At 56.0% G+C, this 17,621-nt stretch carries 16 protein-coding genes; 9 read left to right on the forward strand and 7 right to left on the reverse strand.

Translation table 11 applies throughout. From position 1 onward, the window contains the following. Nucleotides 1-3 precede the first annotated feature (3 nt). From pcaF to RAC65_RS17905, 3 genes are read right to left on the reverse strand one after another with little or no spacing between them, the layout of a single operon-like run. A complete protein-coding gene (pcaF, locus tag RAC65_RS17895; protein WP_375096965.1) occupies nucleotides 4-1,206 on the reverse strand; it encodes a 3-oxoadipyl-CoA thiolase in 1,203 nt (400 codons plus the stop codon). A 10-nt stretch (nucleotides 1,207-1,216) separates the two neighbouring features. After that, the gene (locus RAC65_RS17900) at nucleotides 1,217-1,873 is read right to left on the reverse strand and encodes a 3-oxoacid CoA-transferase subunit B (RefSeq protein WP_033739788.1); all 657 of its coding nucleotides are present in this window, start codon (nucleotides 1,871-1,873) and stop codon (nucleotides 1,217-1,219) included. Nucleotides 1,874-1,883: 10 nt separating this feature from the next. Next, nucleotides 1,884-2,573 carry a 3-oxoacid CoA-transferase subunit A gene (locus tag RAC65_RS17905; RefSeq protein WP_054633141.1) on the reverse strand — a complete coding sequence of 230 codons (690 nt, stop codon included), beginning with the start codon at nucleotides 2,571-2,573 and terminating at the stop codon, nucleotides 1,884-1,886. A gap of 186 nt (nucleotides 2,574-2,759) precedes the next feature. Between RAC65_RS17905 and RAC65_RS17910 the strand changes: the two genes are divergently transcribed. The 3 genes from RAC65_RS17910 (at nucleotide 2,760) to RAC65_RS17920 (ending at nucleotide 5,713) form a co-directional block, all read left to right on the forward strand. Continuing rightward, nucleotides 2,760-3,566 carry an IclR family transcriptional regulator C-terminal domain-containing protein gene (locus RAC65_RS17910; RefSeq protein WP_375096966.1) on the forward strand — a complete coding sequence of 269 codons (807 nt, stop codon included), beginning with the start codon at nucleotides 2,760-2,762 and terminating at the stop codon, nucleotides 3,564-3,566. A gap of 78 nt (nucleotides 3,567-3,644) precedes the next feature. Beyond that, entirely contained in the window at nucleotides 3,645-4,835 is a 1,191-nt protein-coding gene (metC, locus tag RAC65_RS17915; RefSeq protein ID WP_133745626.1) for a cystathionine beta-lyase, read from the forward strand. A 218-nt stretch (nucleotides 4,836-5,053) separates the two neighbouring features. Beyond that, nucleotides 5,054-5,713 carry a DedA family protein gene (locus RAC65_RS17920; protein ID WP_006118175.1) on the forward strand — a complete coding sequence of 220 codons (660 nt, stop codon included), beginning with the start codon at nucleotides 5,054-5,056 and terminating at the stop codon, nucleotides 5,711-5,713. An 11-nt stretch (nucleotides 5,714-5,724) separates the two neighbouring features. Here the strand turns inward: RAC65_RS17920 and RAC65_RS17925 are convergent, their stop codons facing one another. After that, nucleotides 5,725-6,633: an AraC family transcriptional regulator gene (locus RAC65_RS17925; RefSeq protein ID WP_033739797.1), complete on the reverse strand. Its 909-nt coding sequence runs from the start codon at nucleotides 6,631-6,633 to the stop codon at nucleotides 5,725-5,727. A 193-nt stretch (nucleotides 6,634-6,826) separates the two neighbouring features. On the opposite strand from RAC65_RS17925, the gene dkgA reads away from it, so the two are divergent. Together dkgA and RAC65_RS17935 are read left to right on the forward strand one after the other, a co-directional pair. Then, a complete protein-coding gene (gene dkgA / locus RAC65_RS17930) occupies nucleotides 6,827-7,654 on the forward strand; it encodes a 2,5-didehydrogluconate reductase DkgA (RefSeq protein WP_375096967.1) in 828 nt (275 codons plus the stop codon). A gap of 467 nt (nucleotides 7,655-8,121) precedes the next feature. After that, a complete protein-coding gene (locus RAC65_RS17935) occupies nucleotides 8,122-9,054 on the forward strand; it encodes a flagellin (RefSeq protein WP_033739799.1) in 933 nt (310 codons plus the stop codon). 44 nt (nucleotides 9,055-9,098) lie between these two features. On the opposite strand, the gene ftsP is transcribed toward RAC65_RS17935, so the two are convergent. The 3 genes from ftsP to parC all read right to left on the reverse strand — a co-directional run bounded on the left by ftsP (nucleotide 9,099) and on the right by parC (nucleotide 13,732). Further along, the gene (gene ftsP / locus RAC65_RS17940) at nucleotides 9,099-10,529 is read right to left on the reverse strand and encodes a cell division protein FtsP (protein WP_039342152.1); all 1,431 of its coding nucleotides are present in this window, start codon (nucleotides 10,527-10,529) and stop codon (nucleotides 9,099-9,101) included. Nucleotides 10,530-10,675: 146 nt separating this feature from the next. Continuing rightward, the gene (locus RAC65_RS17945; protein WP_039342149.1) at nucleotides 10,676-11,413 is read right to left on the reverse strand and encodes a 1-acylglycerol-3-phosphate O-acyltransferase; all 738 of its coding nucleotides are present in this window, start codon (nucleotides 11,411-11,413) and stop codon (nucleotides 10,676-10,678) included. A 45-nt stretch (nucleotides 11,414-11,458) separates the two neighbouring features. Next, the gene (gene parC / locus RAC65_RS17950) at nucleotides 11,459-13,732 is read right to left on the reverse strand and encodes a DNA topoisomerase IV subunit A (RefSeq protein WP_375096968.1); all 2,274 of its coding nucleotides are present in this window, start codon (nucleotides 13,730-13,732) and stop codon (nucleotides 11,459-11,461) included. Between the two features lie 392 nt (nucleotides 13,733-14,124). On the opposite strand from parC, the gene RAC65_RS17955 reads away from it, so the two are divergent. Genes RAC65_RS17955 through RAC65_RS17970 form a run of 4 tightly spaced genes read left to right on the forward strand, consistent with a single transcriptional unit; the run spans nucleotide 14,125 to nucleotide 17,614 of the window. Beyond that, nucleotides 14,125-15,687 carry a BglG family transcription antiterminator gene (locus RAC65_RS17955; RefSeq protein WP_375096969.1) on the forward strand — a complete coding sequence of 521 codons (1,563 nt, stop codon included), beginning with the start codon at nucleotides 14,125-14,127 and terminating at the stop codon, nucleotides 15,685-15,687. A gap of 18 nt (nucleotides 15,688-15,705) precedes the next feature. Next, on the forward strand, nucleotides 15,706-16,176 hold the full coding sequence (locus RAC65_RS17960) for a PTS sugar transporter subunit IIA (protein ID WP_033739808.1): 471 nt from the start codon (nucleotides 15,706-15,708) through the stop codon (nucleotides 16,174-16,176). Between the two features lie 20 nt (nucleotides 16,177-16,196). Then, nucleotides 16,197-16,511: a PTS fructose transporter subunit IIB gene (locus RAC65_RS17965; RefSeq protein ID WP_006118182.1), complete on the forward strand. Its 315-nt coding sequence runs from the start codon at nucleotides 16,197-16,199 to the stop codon at nucleotides 16,509-16,511. Nucleotides 16,512-16,522: 11 nt separating this feature from the next. Next, nucleotides 16,523-17,614 carry a PTS fructose transporter subunit IIC gene (locus RAC65_RS17970; RefSeq protein WP_054633136.1) on the forward strand — a complete coding sequence of 364 codons (1,092 nt, stop codon included), beginning with the start codon at nucleotides 16,523-16,525 and terminating at the stop codon, nucleotides 17,612-17,614. Nucleotides 17,615-17,621: the final 7 nt, after the last annotated feature.

Here is a 17,621-nt window from a genome sequence, read left to right on the forward strand (position 1 = left end):
TGATTATACCCGTTCCAGAATAAGTGCGATTCCCTGCCCGACACCAACGCACATGGTGCAGAGTGCGTAACGTCCTCCGGTGCGCCGCAGGTGATAGGCCGCGGTCATGGCCAGCCTGCCACCGGATGCGCCGAGCGGATGGCCCAGCGCTATTGCGCCGCCGTTAGGGTTCACCTGCGCGGCATCGTCGGCCAGCCCTAGCGCCCGCGTCACAGCCAGAGCCTGGGCAGCAAACGCTTCATTTAATTCGATTACCTCCATTTGTGCCAGCGTCAGGCCACTCTGGGCCAGCACTTTGCGTACCGCAGGTACGGGACCATAACCCATGATACGCGGTTCAACGCCGCAGGCAGCCATCGCGACCACACGCACCAGCGGCGTGAGGCCGTGGGCGGCAACCGCGTTTTCACTGGCGAGTAATAAGGCGCAGGCCCCGTCATTGATGCCCGAGGCGTTGCCTGCCGTCACGCTGCCGTCCGGCGTCACGACGCCTTTTAATCCCGCCAGCGCCGCCAGGGAGGTACTGCGCGGATGCTCATCGCAGGCAACAGTGATGGCTTCCCCTTTGCGCTGTGGGAGAGTGACGGTCATCAGCTCGTCACTGAACAGGCCCATCTCCTGCGCACGCGCGGTACGAAGCTGGCTGCGTAGCGCAAAGGCATCCTGATCGGCGCGGCTGATGGCAAAATCGCGTGCCACGTTTTCCGCCGTTTCCGGCATGGTTTCAACGCCAAAGCGGGCGCGCATCTGCGGGTTGATGAAACGCCATCCCATGGTGGTGTCTTCCATTTTCAGGCTGCGACTAAACGCGCTTTCTGCTTTTCCGGTCACGAAGGGCGCGCGCGACATACTCTCTACGCCGCCTGCGATCATGACCTCGGCTTCGCCGCATTTTATTGCCCTGGCCGCCATGCCGATGGCATCCAGCCCCGAACCGCAAAGACGATTGATCGTCGTGCCAGGCACGCTGGACGGCAGCCCGGCCAGTAACAGGGCCATACGCGCCACGTTACGATTGTCTTCGCCTGCCTGATTGGCGCAGCCATAGATCACATCATCGATCGCCTGCGCGACAGAAGCAGGCTGACGGGCAAGCAGCGCCGCCAGCGGTAAGGCCGCCAAATCGTCTGCCCGAATTCCCGCGAGCGCGCCGCCATAACGGCCAAATGGCGTGCGGAGCGCATCACAAATAAAAGCCTGTTGCATTCGCGGTTCCTCAGGCGGTGGTCGCCAGTTCAGGTTGCAGTAAACGCACCGGCGTGACCGCCTGGAGCGCCTCGAAACTCAGCCCGGGGCAGCACTCGACCACCAGCGGACCGTCCGGCGTAATATCAATCACGGCCATATCCGTATAGATCCGGCTGACGCACCCCAGCCCGGTGAGCGGATAGCTGCACTGCTTCACCAGCTTGCATTCCCCTTTTTTCGTCAGGTAGTCCATCATCACGTAAACCTTGCGCGCGCCAATGGCGAGATCCATGGCGCCGCCGACAGCAGGAATTGCATCCTGCGCACCGGTACTCCAGTTCGCCAGATCGCCGCTGACGGATACCTGGTACGCGCCCATGACGCAGATATCCAGATGCCCGCCACGCATCATGGCAAAGGAGTCGCCATGATGGAAAAAGCAGCCGCCCGGCAGCAGGGTTACCAGCTCTTTTCCGGCATTGATCAGCTCCGGATCGGCGTCTTCCGGCGCAGGCGCTGGCCCCATGCCGAGCAGTCCGTTTTCGCTGTGCAAAAAGATTTCTTTGTCCGCAGGCAGATAGTTCGCAATGCGGGTCGGCAGGCCAATCCCCAGGTTAACGTAAGCCCCTTCCGGAATATCGCGCGCCACGCGCTGTGCCAGTTGGTCACGGGTGAGTTTTTGCATTGCCGACTCCTCAGGCTGAAACGGTCAGGGTAACGGGATGGGGAACGCACACCAGGCGCTGGACAAAAATGCCCGGCGTGACGACGTTTTCAGGATCGAGCTGGCCCAGCGGCACCAGCTCTGCTACCTGGGCAATGGTCGTGGTGGCGGCCATTGCCATCACGGGGCCAAAATTCCGCGCCGCTTTGCGGTACACCAGGTTGCCCCAGCGGTCGCCCTGATGGGCTTTGATAAGCGCGAAATCGGCTTTGAGCGGTTTTTCGAACACGTAATGGCGGCCATCGATTTCCCGCGTTTCCTTGCCTTCCGCCAGCGGCGTGCCAAAGGCGGTGGGGGTGAAAATGCCGCCTAAACCGCTGCCTGCGGCCTGCATCCTGGCGGCAAGGTTGCCCTGCGGCACCAGCTCCAGTTCAATCTCTCCACGACGATAGCGCTCATCGAACACCCAGGAGTCAACCTGGCGCGGAAATGAACAAATCATTTTGTCAACGCGGCCTGCCTTAAGCAGCGCGGCCAGGCCGCTGTCACCGTTGCCAGCGTTATTGCTGATCACCGTCAGCCCGCGAGCGCCGCTTTCAATCAACGCATCGATCAGTTCCAGCGGCTGACCGGCAGGTCCAAATCCGCCAATCATGATGCTGGCCCCGTCCGGGATGACCGCCACGGCCTCTGCCAGTGTTGCCACACTTTTATTGATCATTAGCTGTTCCTTTAGCCCGGCATCAGCCGGTTAGTAGTGAATAGCCAAAAAGTAGATCGCTCTGTGAGTGCAAACAATACCGATTATCGAAATAGTGTGCGATTATCGGTCACTGGCAAAACCAAATGGCACAATGTGATCGTTCGCACAGTTGCAGGACGATCCTGTTAATTTCGGGAGAAAAGCATGACGGATGACGATCAGATGCTGCGCGGCAGCAGCGATCCCTGGAAAGGGGATCCGAACTTTATGGCTTCACTGGCGCGTGGGCTGGAGGTCTTGCAGGCATTCACCCCACAGAGACGTGTGATGTCCGTGTCGCAAATCAGTCAGCGCACCGGTATTCCGCGCGCAGCCGTGCGGCGCTGTCTGTACACCCTGAGTAAGCTGGGTTTTGTCTATGCCGAAGATGGTAAAAACTTTGAACTGCGTCCGCGCGTGCTCACTCTGGGTCATAACTGGCTGGGCGCCACGCCGCTCGCCAGCGCCTCACAGCCGGTTTTACGCCAGCTGAGCCAGACGCTGAACGAGTCCTGCTCAATGGCGGTACTGGACGGGGATGACATTCTCTATATCGCCCGCGCGTCCGCGTCGCGCATCATGACGATCGACCTGCATATCGGCAGTCGTCTGCCCGCCAGTACCACCTCCATGGGCAGAGTGCTGCTGAGTGGGCTTGCCGCTGAGCCATTGAACGACTATCTGGCGCGGCTGACCCAGTTGCGTTATACCAGCCACACGCTGGTCAGCAGCAGCGCACTGCGTGAAGAACTGGCCCGCGTCCGGCAGCAGGGTTACGCCATTAACGATCAGGAACTGGAAATCGGTCTGCGTTCGCTTGCCGTGCCGCTTTGTGGCGCGGACGGACGCATCGTGGCCGCTCTGAACGTCGGCGTCCATGCCGGACAGGTTTCTGCGGATACGCTGCGTCAACACCATTTGCCGCTACTGCAGGAGGCCGCACGGGAAATCTCCCTGTTGCTGCGCGAATAATCTGTGTTGCCCCTCAACGTCATCGCCGAATTCGTGCTAACGTGAAGGCTCAGGTGCAAGCGGCAAGGCAGGGAGTTCATGACCACAAAAAAAATTGATACCACACTCGTCAGCGCAGGACGCGATAAACGTTATACCCAGGGTTCGGTGAATGCGGTCATTCAGCGAGCCTCGTCGCTGGTTTTCGATACCGTTGCGGAGAAAAAACGCGCGACCGCAGGGCGGGCAAAGGGCGAACTGTTTTATGGTCGTCGTGGCACGCTGACCCACTTTGCCTTGCAGGACGCCATGACAGAGCTGGAAGGCGGCGCGGGCTGTGTGCTGTATCCTTGCGGCGCCGCAGCGGTCTCTAACGCTATTCTGGCGTTTGTTGAAGCAGGCGATCATGTGCTGATGAGCGGCGCGGTGTATGAACCAACCCAGGATTTCTGCACCAAAATCCTTGCTAAACTTCAGGTCTCCACCACCTGGTTTGATCACGGCATCGGCGATGCGATCGCCACCCTGATTCAGCCCAACACGCGCGTGGTGTTCCTGGAGTCGCCCGCCTCCATCACGATGGAAGTGCAGGACGTCCCCGCCATTGTGGCGGCGGTGCGCGCAAAAGCACCAGACGCGATTATTATGATCGACAACACCTGGGCGGCGGGCGTGCTGTTTCGTCCTCTAGCGCTGGGCGTGGATATTTCGATTCAGGCTGGCACCAAATATCTGATTGGTCACAGCGATGCCATGATTGGGACCGCCGTCGCTAATGCCCGCTGCTGGGATCAACTGCGCGAGAACAGCTACCTGATGGGGCAGATGGTGGATGCCGATACCGCCTACATGGCCAGCCGGGGGTTACGTACGCTGGGCGTACGTCTGCGGCAGCATGAAGAAAGTGCACTTCAGGTCGCGGAATGGCTGGCCGCCCGCCCGGAGGTCGCCAGAGTGAATCATCCGGCGCTGCCCTCATGCCCCGGTCACGCCTTCTGGCAACGCGACTTCAGCGGCAGCAGCGGATTATTTTCGTTTGTGCTGAAGGAAAAACTGAGCCGCGAGCAGTTAGCGATGTATCTTGATCATTTTCAGCACTTTAGCATGGCGTACTCATGGGGCGGTTATGAGTCGCTGATTTTAGCCAGTCAACCCGAAGAGCTGGCGGCTATTCGCCCGGCGGGCGGCATTGATTTCAGCGGTACGCTGGTACGGCTGCACATCGGTCTGGAACATGTGGATGATTTACTGGTTGATCTTGACGCGGGTTTTGCACGCCTGACGCGCTAAAAGAGTAAACCTGATATAAACCAGATACAGACCCGTGTGATATATCGACAGGCCACAGCCAGATAGATGTTAAAATTCTCTTAATATAAAAGTGTTCAGCGAGCAGAAGAACCCCCGCAGGTTAAGGTTGTCGCCCACTCTGGGGCAGGCGACAACCAAGAGGTCAGGCCGATCTGAACACTATAATTCAGCATGATTGTGACGTAATGGGATAGCTAATGGGTGTTTTACATGAGATTGTGCACGCGCTTTGGCATCAAGACTTCGCCGCGCTGGCCAATCCGGAAGTGGTATGGATCGTCTACAGCGTGATGTTTATGACGCTATTCCTGGAAAATGGTTTACTGCCCGCCTCTTTTCTGCCCGGCGACAGTCTGCTGCTGCTGGCTGGCGCGATGGTAGCCAAAGGCGTGATGGATTTTTTCCCCACGCTTTTGATCCTGACCACCGCCGCCAGTCTGGGCTGCTGGCTCAGTTACCTGCAAGGCCGCTGGCTGGGTAATACCCGACTGGTTAAGAGCTGGCTGATGCAGCTTCCGGCACAATATCACCAACGCGCATGGAATATGTTTAATCGTCATGGCCTGATGGCGCTGCTGGTGGGACGTTTTCTGGCCTTTATTCGTACCATTTTGCCAACAATGGCGGGCATTTCCGGCCTGAAGAACAGCCGTTTTCAGCTGTTTAACTGGCTGAGCGGTCTGCTGTGGGTGGGCATTGTGGTGACGCTGGGTTACGGCATCAGCCAGGTGCCGTTTATCAAACGGCACGAAGATCAGGTGATGGCTGTCCTGATGGTATTACCGATGGTGCTGCTGGTCGTCGGGCTGGTTGGTAGCATCGTGGTTATCTGGAAAAAACGTCGTCAAAGAGCCTGATCACGCGTGCGTCAGGCGGGCGGTTCGGCCACCGTCTGACGCACCCGATTCACTTCCTCACCCGGCGTCACGCCAAAGTAGCGCTTAAACTCCCGCGAAAACTGCGACGGACTCTCATAACCGACGCGCACCGCCGCGACGCTGGCTTTCAGGCCATCCTGCAGCATCAGTAAACGCGCCTGATGCAGGCGATAACGCTTGAGATACTGCAGCGGCGACGTCTGCGTCACCGCTTTGAAATTATGATGAAACGCTGAGACACTCATGTTCACCTCTGCCGCCAGCGTGTCCACGCTGAGGTTGTCGGCATAGTGATTCTCTATACGGCGCAGTGCCCGGGCAATCTGGCTGAACTGCGTCTGACGACTCACCAGTGACAGCAGTGCCCCCCCAATCGGGCCGGTCAGCACATAGTAAAGAATTTCCCGCACAATCTGTGGCCCCAGCACCCTTGCATCACGAGGCTGGGTCATCACATCCAGCAGGCGTTCTGCCGCACACAGCATCGGCTCCGTGAGAAAGGCAGAGTGAATGCCCGAGGTCAACGGCTGAGGCTGAAACCCTTCGTCATCACCGATGTCCATCAGCAAATCCTGCAGGCTGGCCGTATCCACGCGCAGGCACATCCCGGCCAGAGGCTGCTCGGGTGACGCCCAGGTTTCACATTCGACCGGGAGCGGCACGGTGAGCATCAGGTATTTTGTGGCGTCGTACTGAAAAACCGTACTGCCCAGATAACCGGTTTTGCTGCCCTGAAACAAAATGACAATGCCGGGCTGATACATGATGGGCTCACGCGGTCGGTGCTGCCCCGCATAAATCAGTGAGACATTTTCCACCGGACACAGCTGTTCGCGTCCGTTCGTCATCAGCGTGACCACCTGTTGAGCCAGCCGCTGACACAGTAAGTCGTGGGGCATCATCACTCCTGAAAATAAAAAGCGCAGTTTGCCGCGCGCCTGGTTAAATCGCCAGCAAAATGGAGAATCAGGCAAGAAGTTTACAGGATCAGGCAGGGTTATCCTCGCCTGTTCGCAGGCAGCCTGAAAATTGTTAGCTAGACTTAAGCACAGCGAAGATTCCCTGGTTTACTGCAAATGTAAGGAGCAGGATATGGCAGACCAACCTATTATCAAACTGCACGACGGTAACATGATGCCACAGCTCGGACTTGGCGTGTGGCAAGCCAGCATGGAAGATGCGCGCAACGCCGTGCTGAAAGCGCTGGACGTTGGCTATCGTTCAATTGATACCGCCGCCGCGTACAAAAATGAAGAAGCGATTGGTCAGGCGTTACAGGAAACCGATGTCGCGCGTGAGGATATTTTTATCACCACTAAACTGTGGAATGCTGACCAGCAAAATGTCCAGCAGGCACTGGAAACCAGTCTGCAAAAACTCAAGCTGGAGCAGGTAGATCTGTATCTGATGCACTGGCCGTGCCCGGAGAAAGATCAGTATGTTGACGCCTGGAAGAACATGATTGCGATGCAGCAACAGGGCCTGGTCAAAAGCATCGGCGTCTGTAACTTCAACCAGCCGCACCTGAAACGTCTGCTGGAAGAAATCGGTGTAACCCCGGTGATCAACCAGATCGAGCTGCATCCGATGCTGCAACAGCGCACGCTGCATGCCTGGAACGCCATGCACCAGATTCAGACCGAGTCCTGGAGTCCCCTGGCTCAGGGCGGCGAAGGCGTATTCGATCAGGAAATCATCAAGTCTCTGGCCAAAAAATACGGTAAGACGCCGGCGCAAATCGTTATCCGCTGGCATCTGGACAGCGGGCTGGTGGTTATCCCGAAATCCGTCACGCCGGCACGCATCGAAGAAAACTTCAATGTGTTCGATTTCCGCCTGGATAAGGCAGAAATGAGTGAGATTGCCCAGCTTGATACCGGTAAGCGTTTAGGTCCTGACCCGGATACGTTTAACGGCTAATACGGGCGCATCGGACCCGATGCACGCCTCTCCTCAGGGAGGGGCTTTTTTACGGTTAGCGCCCACGCAAAATGTTAAACGTCCTTAAAATGTATGACAAAACGCATAATAATTACGCAACGCCTTTCTGGGCTGTGCGCGGCACTGGGCAAAAAAACCCTTCCCTGACCGAAATCCCCCTGTCTTTCCGCTCTGTTAAATCAAATTTTTTGCGCTGAACGCTGACACCTTAATCCGGCCTTGTATTTTGTCTTTTAAATCAAAAATTTAAAATACGAATCGCCTCACCTTACCTTGTTATAACAGGTAAAATTTTGCAACACACCGAAGCCGCTCCGCTTTTGTGAAAACGTCGTTGTGCAGGTAATACTGTTTTCTGTCACACCTGTCGCGTGATCCCGGCTACCACCATTGAACGTCATTTCACGGTTTTCAGAACGTTAAGCGACTTAACCAGGGAGCGTATCATGTCGGTTATCAATACCAATATCGTGTCGTTGATCGTTCAAAACGATCTGTATAACTCTCAAAATGCTTTATCGACCGCCATTGAGCGCCTGTCTTCAGGTTTGCGCATTAACAGTGCGAAAGATGATGCGGCGGGAATGGCGATTGCTAATCGTTTGACCTCAAACATCGACGGCATGACGGTAGCGGGCAGGAATGCCAATGATGCGATTTCGCTATCACAAACCGCTGAAGGGGCGCTCTCCACGATTAACGACAACCTGCAACGCATACGTGACCTGACGGTGCAGGCGCAAAATGGCAGCAACTCCGCTGCGGATATCGACTCTATTCAGACAGAAGTGAATCAGCGAATGGAGGAGATTAACCGTATTACCGCACAAACGAATTTTAACGGCATTAGTATGCTGAATACCGGATCGGGCTCGGCTGCGTATCGCTTTCAGGTCGGTGCGGAAGACGGCGAAACGATCACGATCGATCTGGATGCCAGCGACAGCTATAACCTTCTGAAAGCGGGTACCACCGGCTCAACACTTAATATCCGGCAAATGACCTCAGGAGATACCGTAAATGGCGTGGCCCGTACGGTTGCGGCAGAAGGCTTTGACGTTTTAAAAGGGGATGTTACCGGCGGAGCAAGTGGAACCGCGACAGACGGTACGCCTTTGGCCGATCTCGATCGGGCGATTAAATCCGTTGATAGTCAGCGTAGTATGCTGGGTGCCTATGAGAACCGCTTTCAGTCGGTTATCGCCAACCTGAACAATATGGTCACAAACCTTACCTCTGCCCGTAGCAGGATAGAGGACGTAGACTACGCTGCGGAGGTATCGGCGATGTCACAGGCGCAGATTTTACAGCAGGCCGGTACCGCCATGCTGGCCCAGGCAAATCAGATGCCCCAACTGATGTTGCAGCTTCTGCGCTAGCCAAACGCAAAAGCTGAAAGCCCTGCCCGGCACAGTCTGCTCCGTTATGCCGTGGCAGGCTGCACCAGCAGCTGACCTGCCGTTCCCCGATCCGCCAGCTCCAGCGTCTGACTGTAATAGACAAACGGGAAATGGTCTGAAGAGCTTTGGGTAAAGTTGACCAGCAGTTCGACCTCGCCGTCCACCCAGACGGTGTCTTTCCAGCCCCGGTCTTCCCCCATCGACTGCGCACCGTTCACGCTCTTAATCAGGAACATTACACCCTGAATATGCAACGATTGCGGACGATCGGCACGGATAATCCAGCGCTCAAATGTGCCCTGCTGCGCGGTGGTATCAATGCGGTTCATATCCCACACGGCACCGTTGATGCCGGGCATACTGTCGCCAATACGAAACTCCCGGGTACGCACCGAAGCGCCGTCCAGAATCTGATCGGCCAGTAAACGCATTGGCAGGTTATCCGTCACCAGCGGCAGCAGGCCAGTGGGGCGAAGCGTGAGCACCAGCGTTGAGGTCAAAATCGTCGAAGGCTCGAAGAAACCGCGCAGGCGATCCATGATGCCAGCCGCAGTGCCCGCTGTAATGGAGACCTCATCCCCTTGCGACATATCCACCAGAACTTCGCGCCGCTCACCGGGAGCCAGCGTTAGCCGCTGTACCGCTACCGGCGACGGTAAAAAACCCTGATCGCTGGCGATGACCGTAAACGGCCGGTTATCACTGATGCTGAGTTCGTAACGTCGGGCATTGGAGGCATTGAGCAACCGCAGGCGCACCCAGCCTCGTGATACCTCAATGAACGGATTGCGTACGCCATTAACCAGCAGCGTATCGCCCAGGAAACCGCCGTCAGCGGGTGGGTCATAAACCGGTGTCGCAAAGTTATCCAGCCGCTTGTCCTGAATGATCAGCGGAAAGTCATCCACGCCATAGTGTTTTGGCAACGGAAGCTGCTTACTGAGGTCGTCCTCGATCAGCCACATGCCCGCCAGGCCGTTATAGACGTGCGGTGCCATGCGGTTTGGCGTGTTGGCGTGATACCAGCAGGTGGCGGCGTTCTGACGAATCGGTAACACCGGTGCCCAGTCGACGCCCGCTGACATCATCCGCGGCGCGCCGCCCATCAGTGCCCCTGGCACCTGCAGGCCGCTGACGGTCATCGAAACCGGTTCATTGAGGCGGTTGCTGTAGATCAGTTTGACATCATCGCCGCTGTAAACACGGACAGTTGGCCCAAGGTACATGCCATTGATGCCCCAGACCGGCACCTTGTTATTGTCACCGTTAAACGACCAGTGGCTGCGCTGTAAGGTCAGAAACAGCGGCTGACCCCGGCGGGATTCGATCAACGGCGGAACGGGAAGCGGCGTGTCACCACGCAAGGAAGCGGCACGTGCCGCATGCGGCATTACCGTGGCACTGAGCGCCACACCGGCAGAAAGCTGGATAAACTGACGTCTGCTGAAAGACATGAAATTTCAGACCTTTTACGCGTGGCGCTGAAACGCCAACCCTGTTTTTATTGCTGTCATTGCTGTGCTGCTTTCACGGCGAGCGACGCAGGACGTCACTCGCCGTGGGGCATCCATGCAGAATAGTCCGACAACGGATTTGTCGGTTAGATTTTACCGTTTTTTTCGCGTTCTTCGACTTCGGCGTTAAGCTCTTCCAGCTTCGCCGCCATCAGTTCACGACAGTGGGTAGCCAGTTTGCGCACAGACGACGACTCAAATTGTTTGACGTCTACCGGCGGCAGCATTTCCACAATCACTAGGCCGTTTTTCAGGCGGTTGAGGTTAATTTTATTGTGCGTATTGGACACCACAATCGGGATGATCGGGACGCCGGCAGCCACCGCAGCGTGAAACGCACCGGTTTTAAACGGTAATAATCCCCGCCCGCGACTGCGCGTACCTTCAGGAAACATCCAGAACGAAATCCGTTTTTTATTGAACTGCTCGACCAGCTCGCCAATGGTGCCGTGAGCTTTGGCCCGGTTGTCACGGTCAATCAGCAGATTACCGGTCAGCCAGTAAAGCTGGCCAAAGAACGGTATCCACAGCAGGCTTTTTTTCCCCACGGTCACGGTGGTGGGCTGCACAATTTTAGCGGCCGTCACCATATCGTAGTTGTTCTGGTGATTAGCGATATAAATCGCATTACCGTAATTATCCGCGCCCTCTGGGCGACGAAGTTCAACCTTCAGACCGAACAGCGTCGATAATTTGCCAAACAGATGACCAAAGGTGGCGACGTGACGCGGATTGCGCGGCGAGAACAGACACCAGATGCAGCCAAATACACAGACCAGAATCGAATAAATTACCACAATAATCGTGCGTAATATCAGTAACATAGCTTCCTCAATGTAACACGGCTGGCGATGAACCAGCCGGATGAATTACGCGTCGCTGTCAGCGCTGTCAGGACGTGCCGGGGCATCCAGTTCGACCCGATCAATTTTTTGCAGACCGCGCGGTAACAGCGTGCCACGGCGACCCCGATCGGCACGGAATTTCTGCAACTCTTCACTGCGCAGCAACAGCTTGCGTTTACCGACGTGCAGCGTAATCGCGCTGCCTGGTGGCAGAATCATGAGCCAGGCCAGTTTATCCGTGCCCGCCACGGCATCTGCCGACGGAATCGAGATAATCTTGTTGCCCTTGCCTTTCGACATTTGCGGCAACTCGCCGACCGGGAACATCAACATCCTGCCCGCCTGGGTGATCGCTAACAGCATGTCGTCTTCATGATGCACAGCCATCGGCGTCATGACGCGCGCATTCTCCGGCAGGGTCAGCAGCGCTTTGCCCGCACGGTTGCGCGAAATCAGATCGTTGAAGGTGCAGATAAAGCCATATCCGGCATCCGAAGCCATTAGCAGGCGCTGCTCTTCCGGCTCCATCAATACCTGTTCAACAACCGCACCCGGTGGTGGCGTCAGTTTACCGGTCAGTGGCTCGCCCTGCCCGCGTGCCGACGGCAGCGAGGTGGGGTCCAGCGTATAGCTGCGACCCGTGGAATCGATAAAGGCCACAGGCTGATTACTCTTGCCGCGTGCCGCCGCCAGGAAGCTGTCACCGGCTTTATAGCTCAGGCCCGCCGGGTCGATATCATGTCCTTTGGCGCTGCGCACCCAGCCCATCTGCGACAGAACAATCGTAACCGGCTCAGACGGAACCAGCTCGGTTTCGCTGAGCGCTTTGGCTTCTTCACGTTCAAGCAGAGGCGAACGGCGATCATCACCAAAACTGTTGCTGTCTGCCTGCAGCTCTTTTTTCAGCAGCGTATTCATTTTGCGTTCAGAGGCCAGCGTCGCCTGCAGCTGATCGCGCTCTTTTTCCAGTTCGCTTTGCTCACCGCGAATCTTCATCTCTTCCAGCTTCGCCAAATGGCGCAGCTTGAGTTCAAGAATCGCTTCGGCCTGGGTTTCACTGATCTCAAAGCGCGACATCAGCACTGGCTTTGGTTCGTCCTCGGTACGGATGATGTGAATGACTTCATCAATATTAAGGAAGGCCACCAGCAAACCGTCCAGGATATGCAGACGGCGCAGCACGCGTTCTAAACGATGATTCAGACGGCGACGAACAGTATCGCGACGGAACACCAGCCATTCAGACAGGATTTCCAGCAGGTTTTTCACGGCCGGACGGTTATCCAGTCCGATCATATTCAGGTTGATACGGTAGCTTTTTTCCAGATCGGTCGTGGCGAACAGGTGGTTCATAACCTGATCCAGATCGACACGGTTTGACCGGGGCACAATCACCAGGCGAGTCGGGTTTTCGTGATCGGACTCATCACGTAAATCCTCGACCATTGGCAGCTTTTTATTGCGCATCTGGCTGGCAATCTGCTCCAGTACCCGGGCACCGGACACCTGGTGCGGCAGCGCGGTGATCACCACCTCGCCGTCCTCTTTTTTCCACACCGCACGCTGGCGAATCGAGCCGCGCCCGTTCTGATAGATTTTACGAATCTCGTCGCGTGGCGTAATGATTTCGGCTTCGGTCGGGAAATCCGGCCCTTGCACAATCTCCAGCAGCGCATCCAGGCTGGTTTTCGGATCGTCAATCAGGGCGATAGCGGCCTGCGCCACTTCGCGCAGGTTATGCGGCGGAATATCGGTTGCCATGCCCACCGCGATCCCGGTGGTGCCGTTCAGCAGAATGTTTGGCAGGCGCGCCGGCAACATCTTCGGCTCCTGCATCGTGCCGTCAAAGTTTGGCACCCAGTCTGCCGTGCCCTGCCCCAGCTCACCCAGCAGCACTTCGGCATACTTCGACAGGCGAGACTCGGTATAACGCATGGCGGCGAAAGATTTAGGATCGTCAGGTGCTCCCCAGTTTCCCTGGCCATCGACCAGCGGATAACGGTAGGAGAACGGCTGTGCCATCAACACCATGGCTTCGTAACAGGCGCTGTCACCATGAGGATGGTATTTACCCAGCACGTCACCCACGGTACGGGCCGATTTTTTAAATTTGGCGGTGGCGTTAAGCCCCAGCTCCGACATGGCATATACAATGCGGCGCTGGACGGGTTTCAGGCCGTCGCCAATGTAAGGCAACGCACGGTCCATGATGACGTACATGGAGTAGTTTAAGTACGCATTCTCAGTAAACGTATGCAGGGCAAGACGCTCTGCACCATCCTGCGTCAATTCGCTCATTAAGTCCTCATCCTCACATCGTGACCCGCAACGGCGGATCACCCGGCGGTTGTTTGGCGAGGATAGTACCTTATTCGTGGGTATTAGTCACAGTCCTGGAGCGGGCTGGTCACTCTTTTTTCCCTGTTTTCCGGTCGCCGAAAAAACCGCACCGGTAAAAATCCCCGTGCGCTTATTTTTAATAGTTTGTGACCTTCCTCGCAATTAATTATCAGCTTATTTATAGCGTATTAATCCTGTCCCGTTCCCGGGACAACATTTAGTATTGTTGCTTTTTCTTTCACCACCTAAATTCAATTTCAGCGACATATACCGGTTTTATTTTATGCCCTGGTTGGATTTAACGAATTGCCACTTAAGCACCGCTAACGAAATAATAGACAGGTGACTGAATGCAAAATCTGACTTCACGACAACACCGATTACTGAAATTACTGTTACAGGCGGGCACGCCGCTGGCGTTAGCGCAATTAGCCCAACAGTTAACCGTTTCTGAAAAAAGTATTTATCGCGATTTACAAAGTCTGGAACCCTGGCTGCATGGCTGGCAGGCGCAACTGGTGAAGCTGCCTGGCCGCTGTGTGGCGCTGGAAACACACGATCATGAACAGCGGCTGCGCTTGCAGCAGCATGTTGCCAGCGACGATAACTGGTCTGCGGGCTTAAGCAACAATGCGCGGCGGGTAAAAATCCTGTCCCAGTTGCTACGAGACGCGCCACGTGAAACCTCGATCAGTAAGTTATCTGAACGTTATTTCATCAGTCACGCTTCGATTGTTAATGACCTCAAGGTGATTGAAGAGTGGTTGCAGCCGCTGGAGCTGGAGCTGGTCCGTAGCCAGAGCGGCACGCATGTGGCAGGCAGCGAACAGGCACTGCGCCAGGCCATGGTTTTGCTGATTAACGACGTTATGCAGCATAACACGGGCTGCAATATGGCTCTGCCGCGGCTCGACCCCGGCAGTTATCAGGCGCTGATCCACTATTTTGGCGAAGAGGACGTGGCCTTTGTGCAGCGCTTACTGCAGCAAATGGAGCAGCAGCTTGGCTACCCTTTGAGCGATGCGTATTACCTCAATCTGTCCACCCATATTCTGATCATGATTCACCGTATGGCGCAGGGCAAAGCCTTGTCCCTGCCGCTGGCTCTGAGCGCGTCAGAAATGGACAACCGCATTCTGAAGATTGCCCGCCAGATGGTAGTACAGATTGAACAGCGGCTGGGGCAATCCGCGCCCGCGGATGAAGTGGGATTTATTTATCAATATATTATTTCATCGGGCATTGTAGTCGAAGAACGCGGCAGCCACATGCTATCGCACTCTCCTTTTTCAAATGCAGCATCGCGCAATATTACGCTCGAATTAATTCATTGCTTTTCCGCATTCATCCAAAAGGATCTGTCGACCGATTCTTTATTATTTGAAGGTTTGCTATTCCATATTAAGCCGCTACTTAACCGGCTTAAATATCATATTACGATTCGCAATCCCTTACTCGATGACATAAAAGCGGAATTACAGGATATTTTCACGCTGACCCAACGCGCCATGCAGGTAACGGCCGAGCGGTTTCATTATGGGCCAATCGCTGACGATGAGATCGGTTATCTGTGCGTGCATTTTCAGGCCGCGCTTGAACGGCAAATCGCCCATAAACGTATTTTGCTGGTGTGTTCCAGCGGCGTCGGCACGTCGCATTTGCTGAAAAGTCGCATCCTGCGCGCCTTTCCGGACTGGATTATCGTGGGCGTTATTTCGGCCAGCACGCTGGACGACTTTTGTCAGCAGGAGCCGGTGGATCTGGTCATCTCCACCATTCATCTCGATATCAGCACCTTGCCCACCGTGTATGTTACTGCGTTTTTTAACGACGACGATATTCGCCAGGTGACGGACGCCATGATTGGTCGCCAACTGCCACAGGCCGCAACGCGCGCACTGGCAGAACATTAACTGAATGAGGTCTGATTAATGGATATTTCTCGCATTCTCACGCCACGCCGCGTCAATCTCAATCTGCAGGCCAGCAGCAAAGAAGCGGCCATTATCGAACTGACGGAGTTGCTGTTCAGTGACGGTGCCATTAGCGATAAAGAGGCCTTTATCCGTGATGTCTGGCTACGCGAGGCGGAGGGATCGACCGGATTTGAGAATCATATCGCCATTCCTCACGGTAAGTCCTCCGCCGTTAAGCAAACCACGCTGGCCATCGGGCGCAGCCAGCAGGATATCCCCTGGGAGACGCTGGATGGCAGCAAGGTGCGCTGCATCATCCTGTTTGCCGTGCGGCTGGAAGATCAAAACACGACCCATATTCGCCTGCTGTCACAGGTGGCCAGTGCGCTGGCCGATGATGAGGTGATTGCGCAACTGCTGGTGGAAAACGATCCCAGCGAAATCATTCGGCTGTTTAGTCAGTACGCCGAAACCGACCTCTGTTAACCCTGGAATCCGAGGTAATCATGAACATTGTCTGTGTTGCCGCCTGTACGGCGGGCATCGCGCATACCTACATTGCGCGTGAAAAAATGATCAAAGGCGCTCACGCCCTTGGCCACACCATCCATGTGGAAACGCAGGGCACCATCGGGACAGAAAACGCCCTGGATGCCGAAACGATAGCGGCAGCCGACGTGGTGATCCTGGCGGTGGACGTGAAGATCACCGGCGAGGAACGTTTTCGTGGCAAACCGATCGTGCGGGTGAAAACCGAAGTGGTGATCAAGTCGCCCATCAAGTTTCTGGAAAAAGTGGCGGATTCACTGGCGCGTGCCTGAGGAGATCCACAATGAACGCTAACAAAAGCCAGTACGGGCAAGCGATCAAAGGCCATCTGTTAACCGGGATCTCCTGGATGATCCCGCTGATTGTCGCCGCCGGGATCTGCATTGCGCTGGGTCAGGTGATTGGCGGGCCCGATGTGGGTAAACATCCCGGTACGATCGCCTGGATGCTGAACCAGATCGGTGGCTGGGGCATGGGCTTAATCGTCCCGTTGATCAGTGCGGCTATTGCTTACTCGATTGCCGACAGGCCGGGCTTCGCGCCGGGTTTGATCGTCGGGTTTATCTGCGGACAGATTGGCACCGGCTTTATCGGCGGCATCCTGGGTGGCTTCCTGGTGGGTTACACGGTGATTCTGCTGCGGCGCAGTATCCGGTTGCCACAGTCGATGCAGGGGCTGATGCCGATCATGGTCTTGCCCGTACTGAGCACCATCATTGCCGGGCTGCTCATGATGACATTTATCGGTCAGCCCATTGTCTGGCTGCAAAAGGCGCTGATCGCCCTGCTGGAATCAATGCAGGGTGGCTCTAAGTTCATCATGGGGGCGATTCTGGGGGCGATGGCGACCTTTGACTTCGGCGGGCCGGTCAATAAAACCATGTCGCTGTTTGCGGATGGCATGCTGGTGGACGGCATTTACGGGCCGGAAGCGGTCAAATTTGCCGGTTCGATGATCCCGCCCTTTGGCATCACGCTCTCCTGGCTGCTCACGCGCCATAAGTACACCCGCGCGGAAAAAGAAGCCCTGAAAGCGGCCTTCCCGATGGGGATCTGCATGATCACCGAAGGTGTGATCCCCATTGCCGCACGCGATCTGTTCCGGGTCGTCGGGAGTTGTGTGGTTGCCTCAGCCGTTGCTGGTGGCCTGATCATGGTCTGGGGCGTGGAAGCGCCGGTGCCTCACGGCGGCATGTTTGTCGTACCGCTGTTCACCAAACCCGGGTTGTTCTGCCTGGCGCTCGGTATCGGCACCACGATCTGTGGCGTCATGCTTTCGCTGCTGAAAAAGCCCGTCACTGAAGCCGACGAAGAGTTTGACGACGTGGAAGATCACACCGTTCGCGACGACGACATTAAATTCACACTGGAATAAGGAGTGA

It is taken from the genome of Pantoea sp. BS_8, assembly GCF_041954965.1.
Taxonomy (GTDB): Bacteria; Pseudomonadota; Gammaproteobacteria; order Enterobacterales; family Enterobacteriaceae; genus Pantoea; species Pantoea stewartii.

Coding starts and splice junctions, on each gene's coding strand:
- RAC65_RS17900 (WP_033739788.1), bottom strand. CDS start 1,873: ATGCAAAAACTCACCCGTGACCAACTGGCACAGCGCGTGGCGCGCGAT.
- RAC65_RS17920 (WP_006118175.1), top strand. CDS start 5,054: ATGGGTGTTTTACATGAGATTGTGCACGCGCTTTGGCATCAAGACTTC.
- pcaF (WP_375096965.1), bottom strand. CDS start 1,206: ATGCAACAGGCTTTTATTTGTGATGCGCTCCGCACGCCATTTGGCCGT.
- RAC65_RS17905 (WP_054633141.1), bottom strand. CDS start 2,573: ATGATCAATAAAAGTGTGGCAACACTGGCAGAGGCCGTGGCGGTCATC.
- RAC65_RS17910 (WP_375096966.1), top strand. CDS start 2,760: ATGACGGATGACGATCAGATGCTGCGCGGCAGCAGCGATCCCTGGAAA.
- RAC65_RS17955 (WP_375096969.1), top strand. CDS start 14,125: ATGCAAAATCTGACTTCACGACAACACCGATTACTGAAATTACTGTTA.
- RAC65_RS17965 (WP_006118182.1), top strand. CDS start 16,197: ATGAACATTGTCTGTGTTGCCGCCTGTACGGCGGGCATCGCGCATACC.
- RAC65_RS17960 (WP_033739808.1), top strand. CDS start 15,706: ATGGATATTTCTCGCATTCTCACGCCACGCCGCGTCAATCTCAATCTG.
- parC (WP_375096968.1), bottom strand. CDS start 13,732: ATGAGCGAATTGACGCAGGATGGTGCAGAGCGTCTTGCCCTGCATACG.
- ftsP (WP_039342152.1), bottom strand. CDS start 10,529: ATGTCTTTCAGCAGACGTCAGTTTATCCAGCTTTCTGCCGGTGTGGCG.
- dkgA (WP_375096967.1), top strand. CDS start 6,827: ATGGCAGACCAACCTATTATCAAACTGCACGACGGTAACATGATGCCA.
- RAC65_RS17925 (WP_033739797.1), bottom strand. CDS start 6,633: ATGCCCCACGACTTACTGTGTCAGCGGCTGGCTCAACAGGTGGTCACG.
- RAC65_RS17970 (WP_054633136.1), top strand. CDS start 16,523: ATGAACGCTAACAAAAGCCAGTACGGGCAAGCGATCAAAGGCCATCTG.
- RAC65_RS17945 (WP_039342149.1), bottom strand. CDS start 11,413: ATGTTACTGATATTACGCACGATTATTGTGGTAATTTATTCGATTCTG.
- metC (WP_133745626.1), top strand. CDS start 3,645: ATGACCACAAAAAAAATTGATACCACACTCGTCAGCGCAGGACGCGAT.
- RAC65_RS17935 (WP_033739799.1), top strand. CDS start 8,122: ATGTCGGTTATCAATACCAATATCGTGTCGTTGATCGTTCAAAACGAT.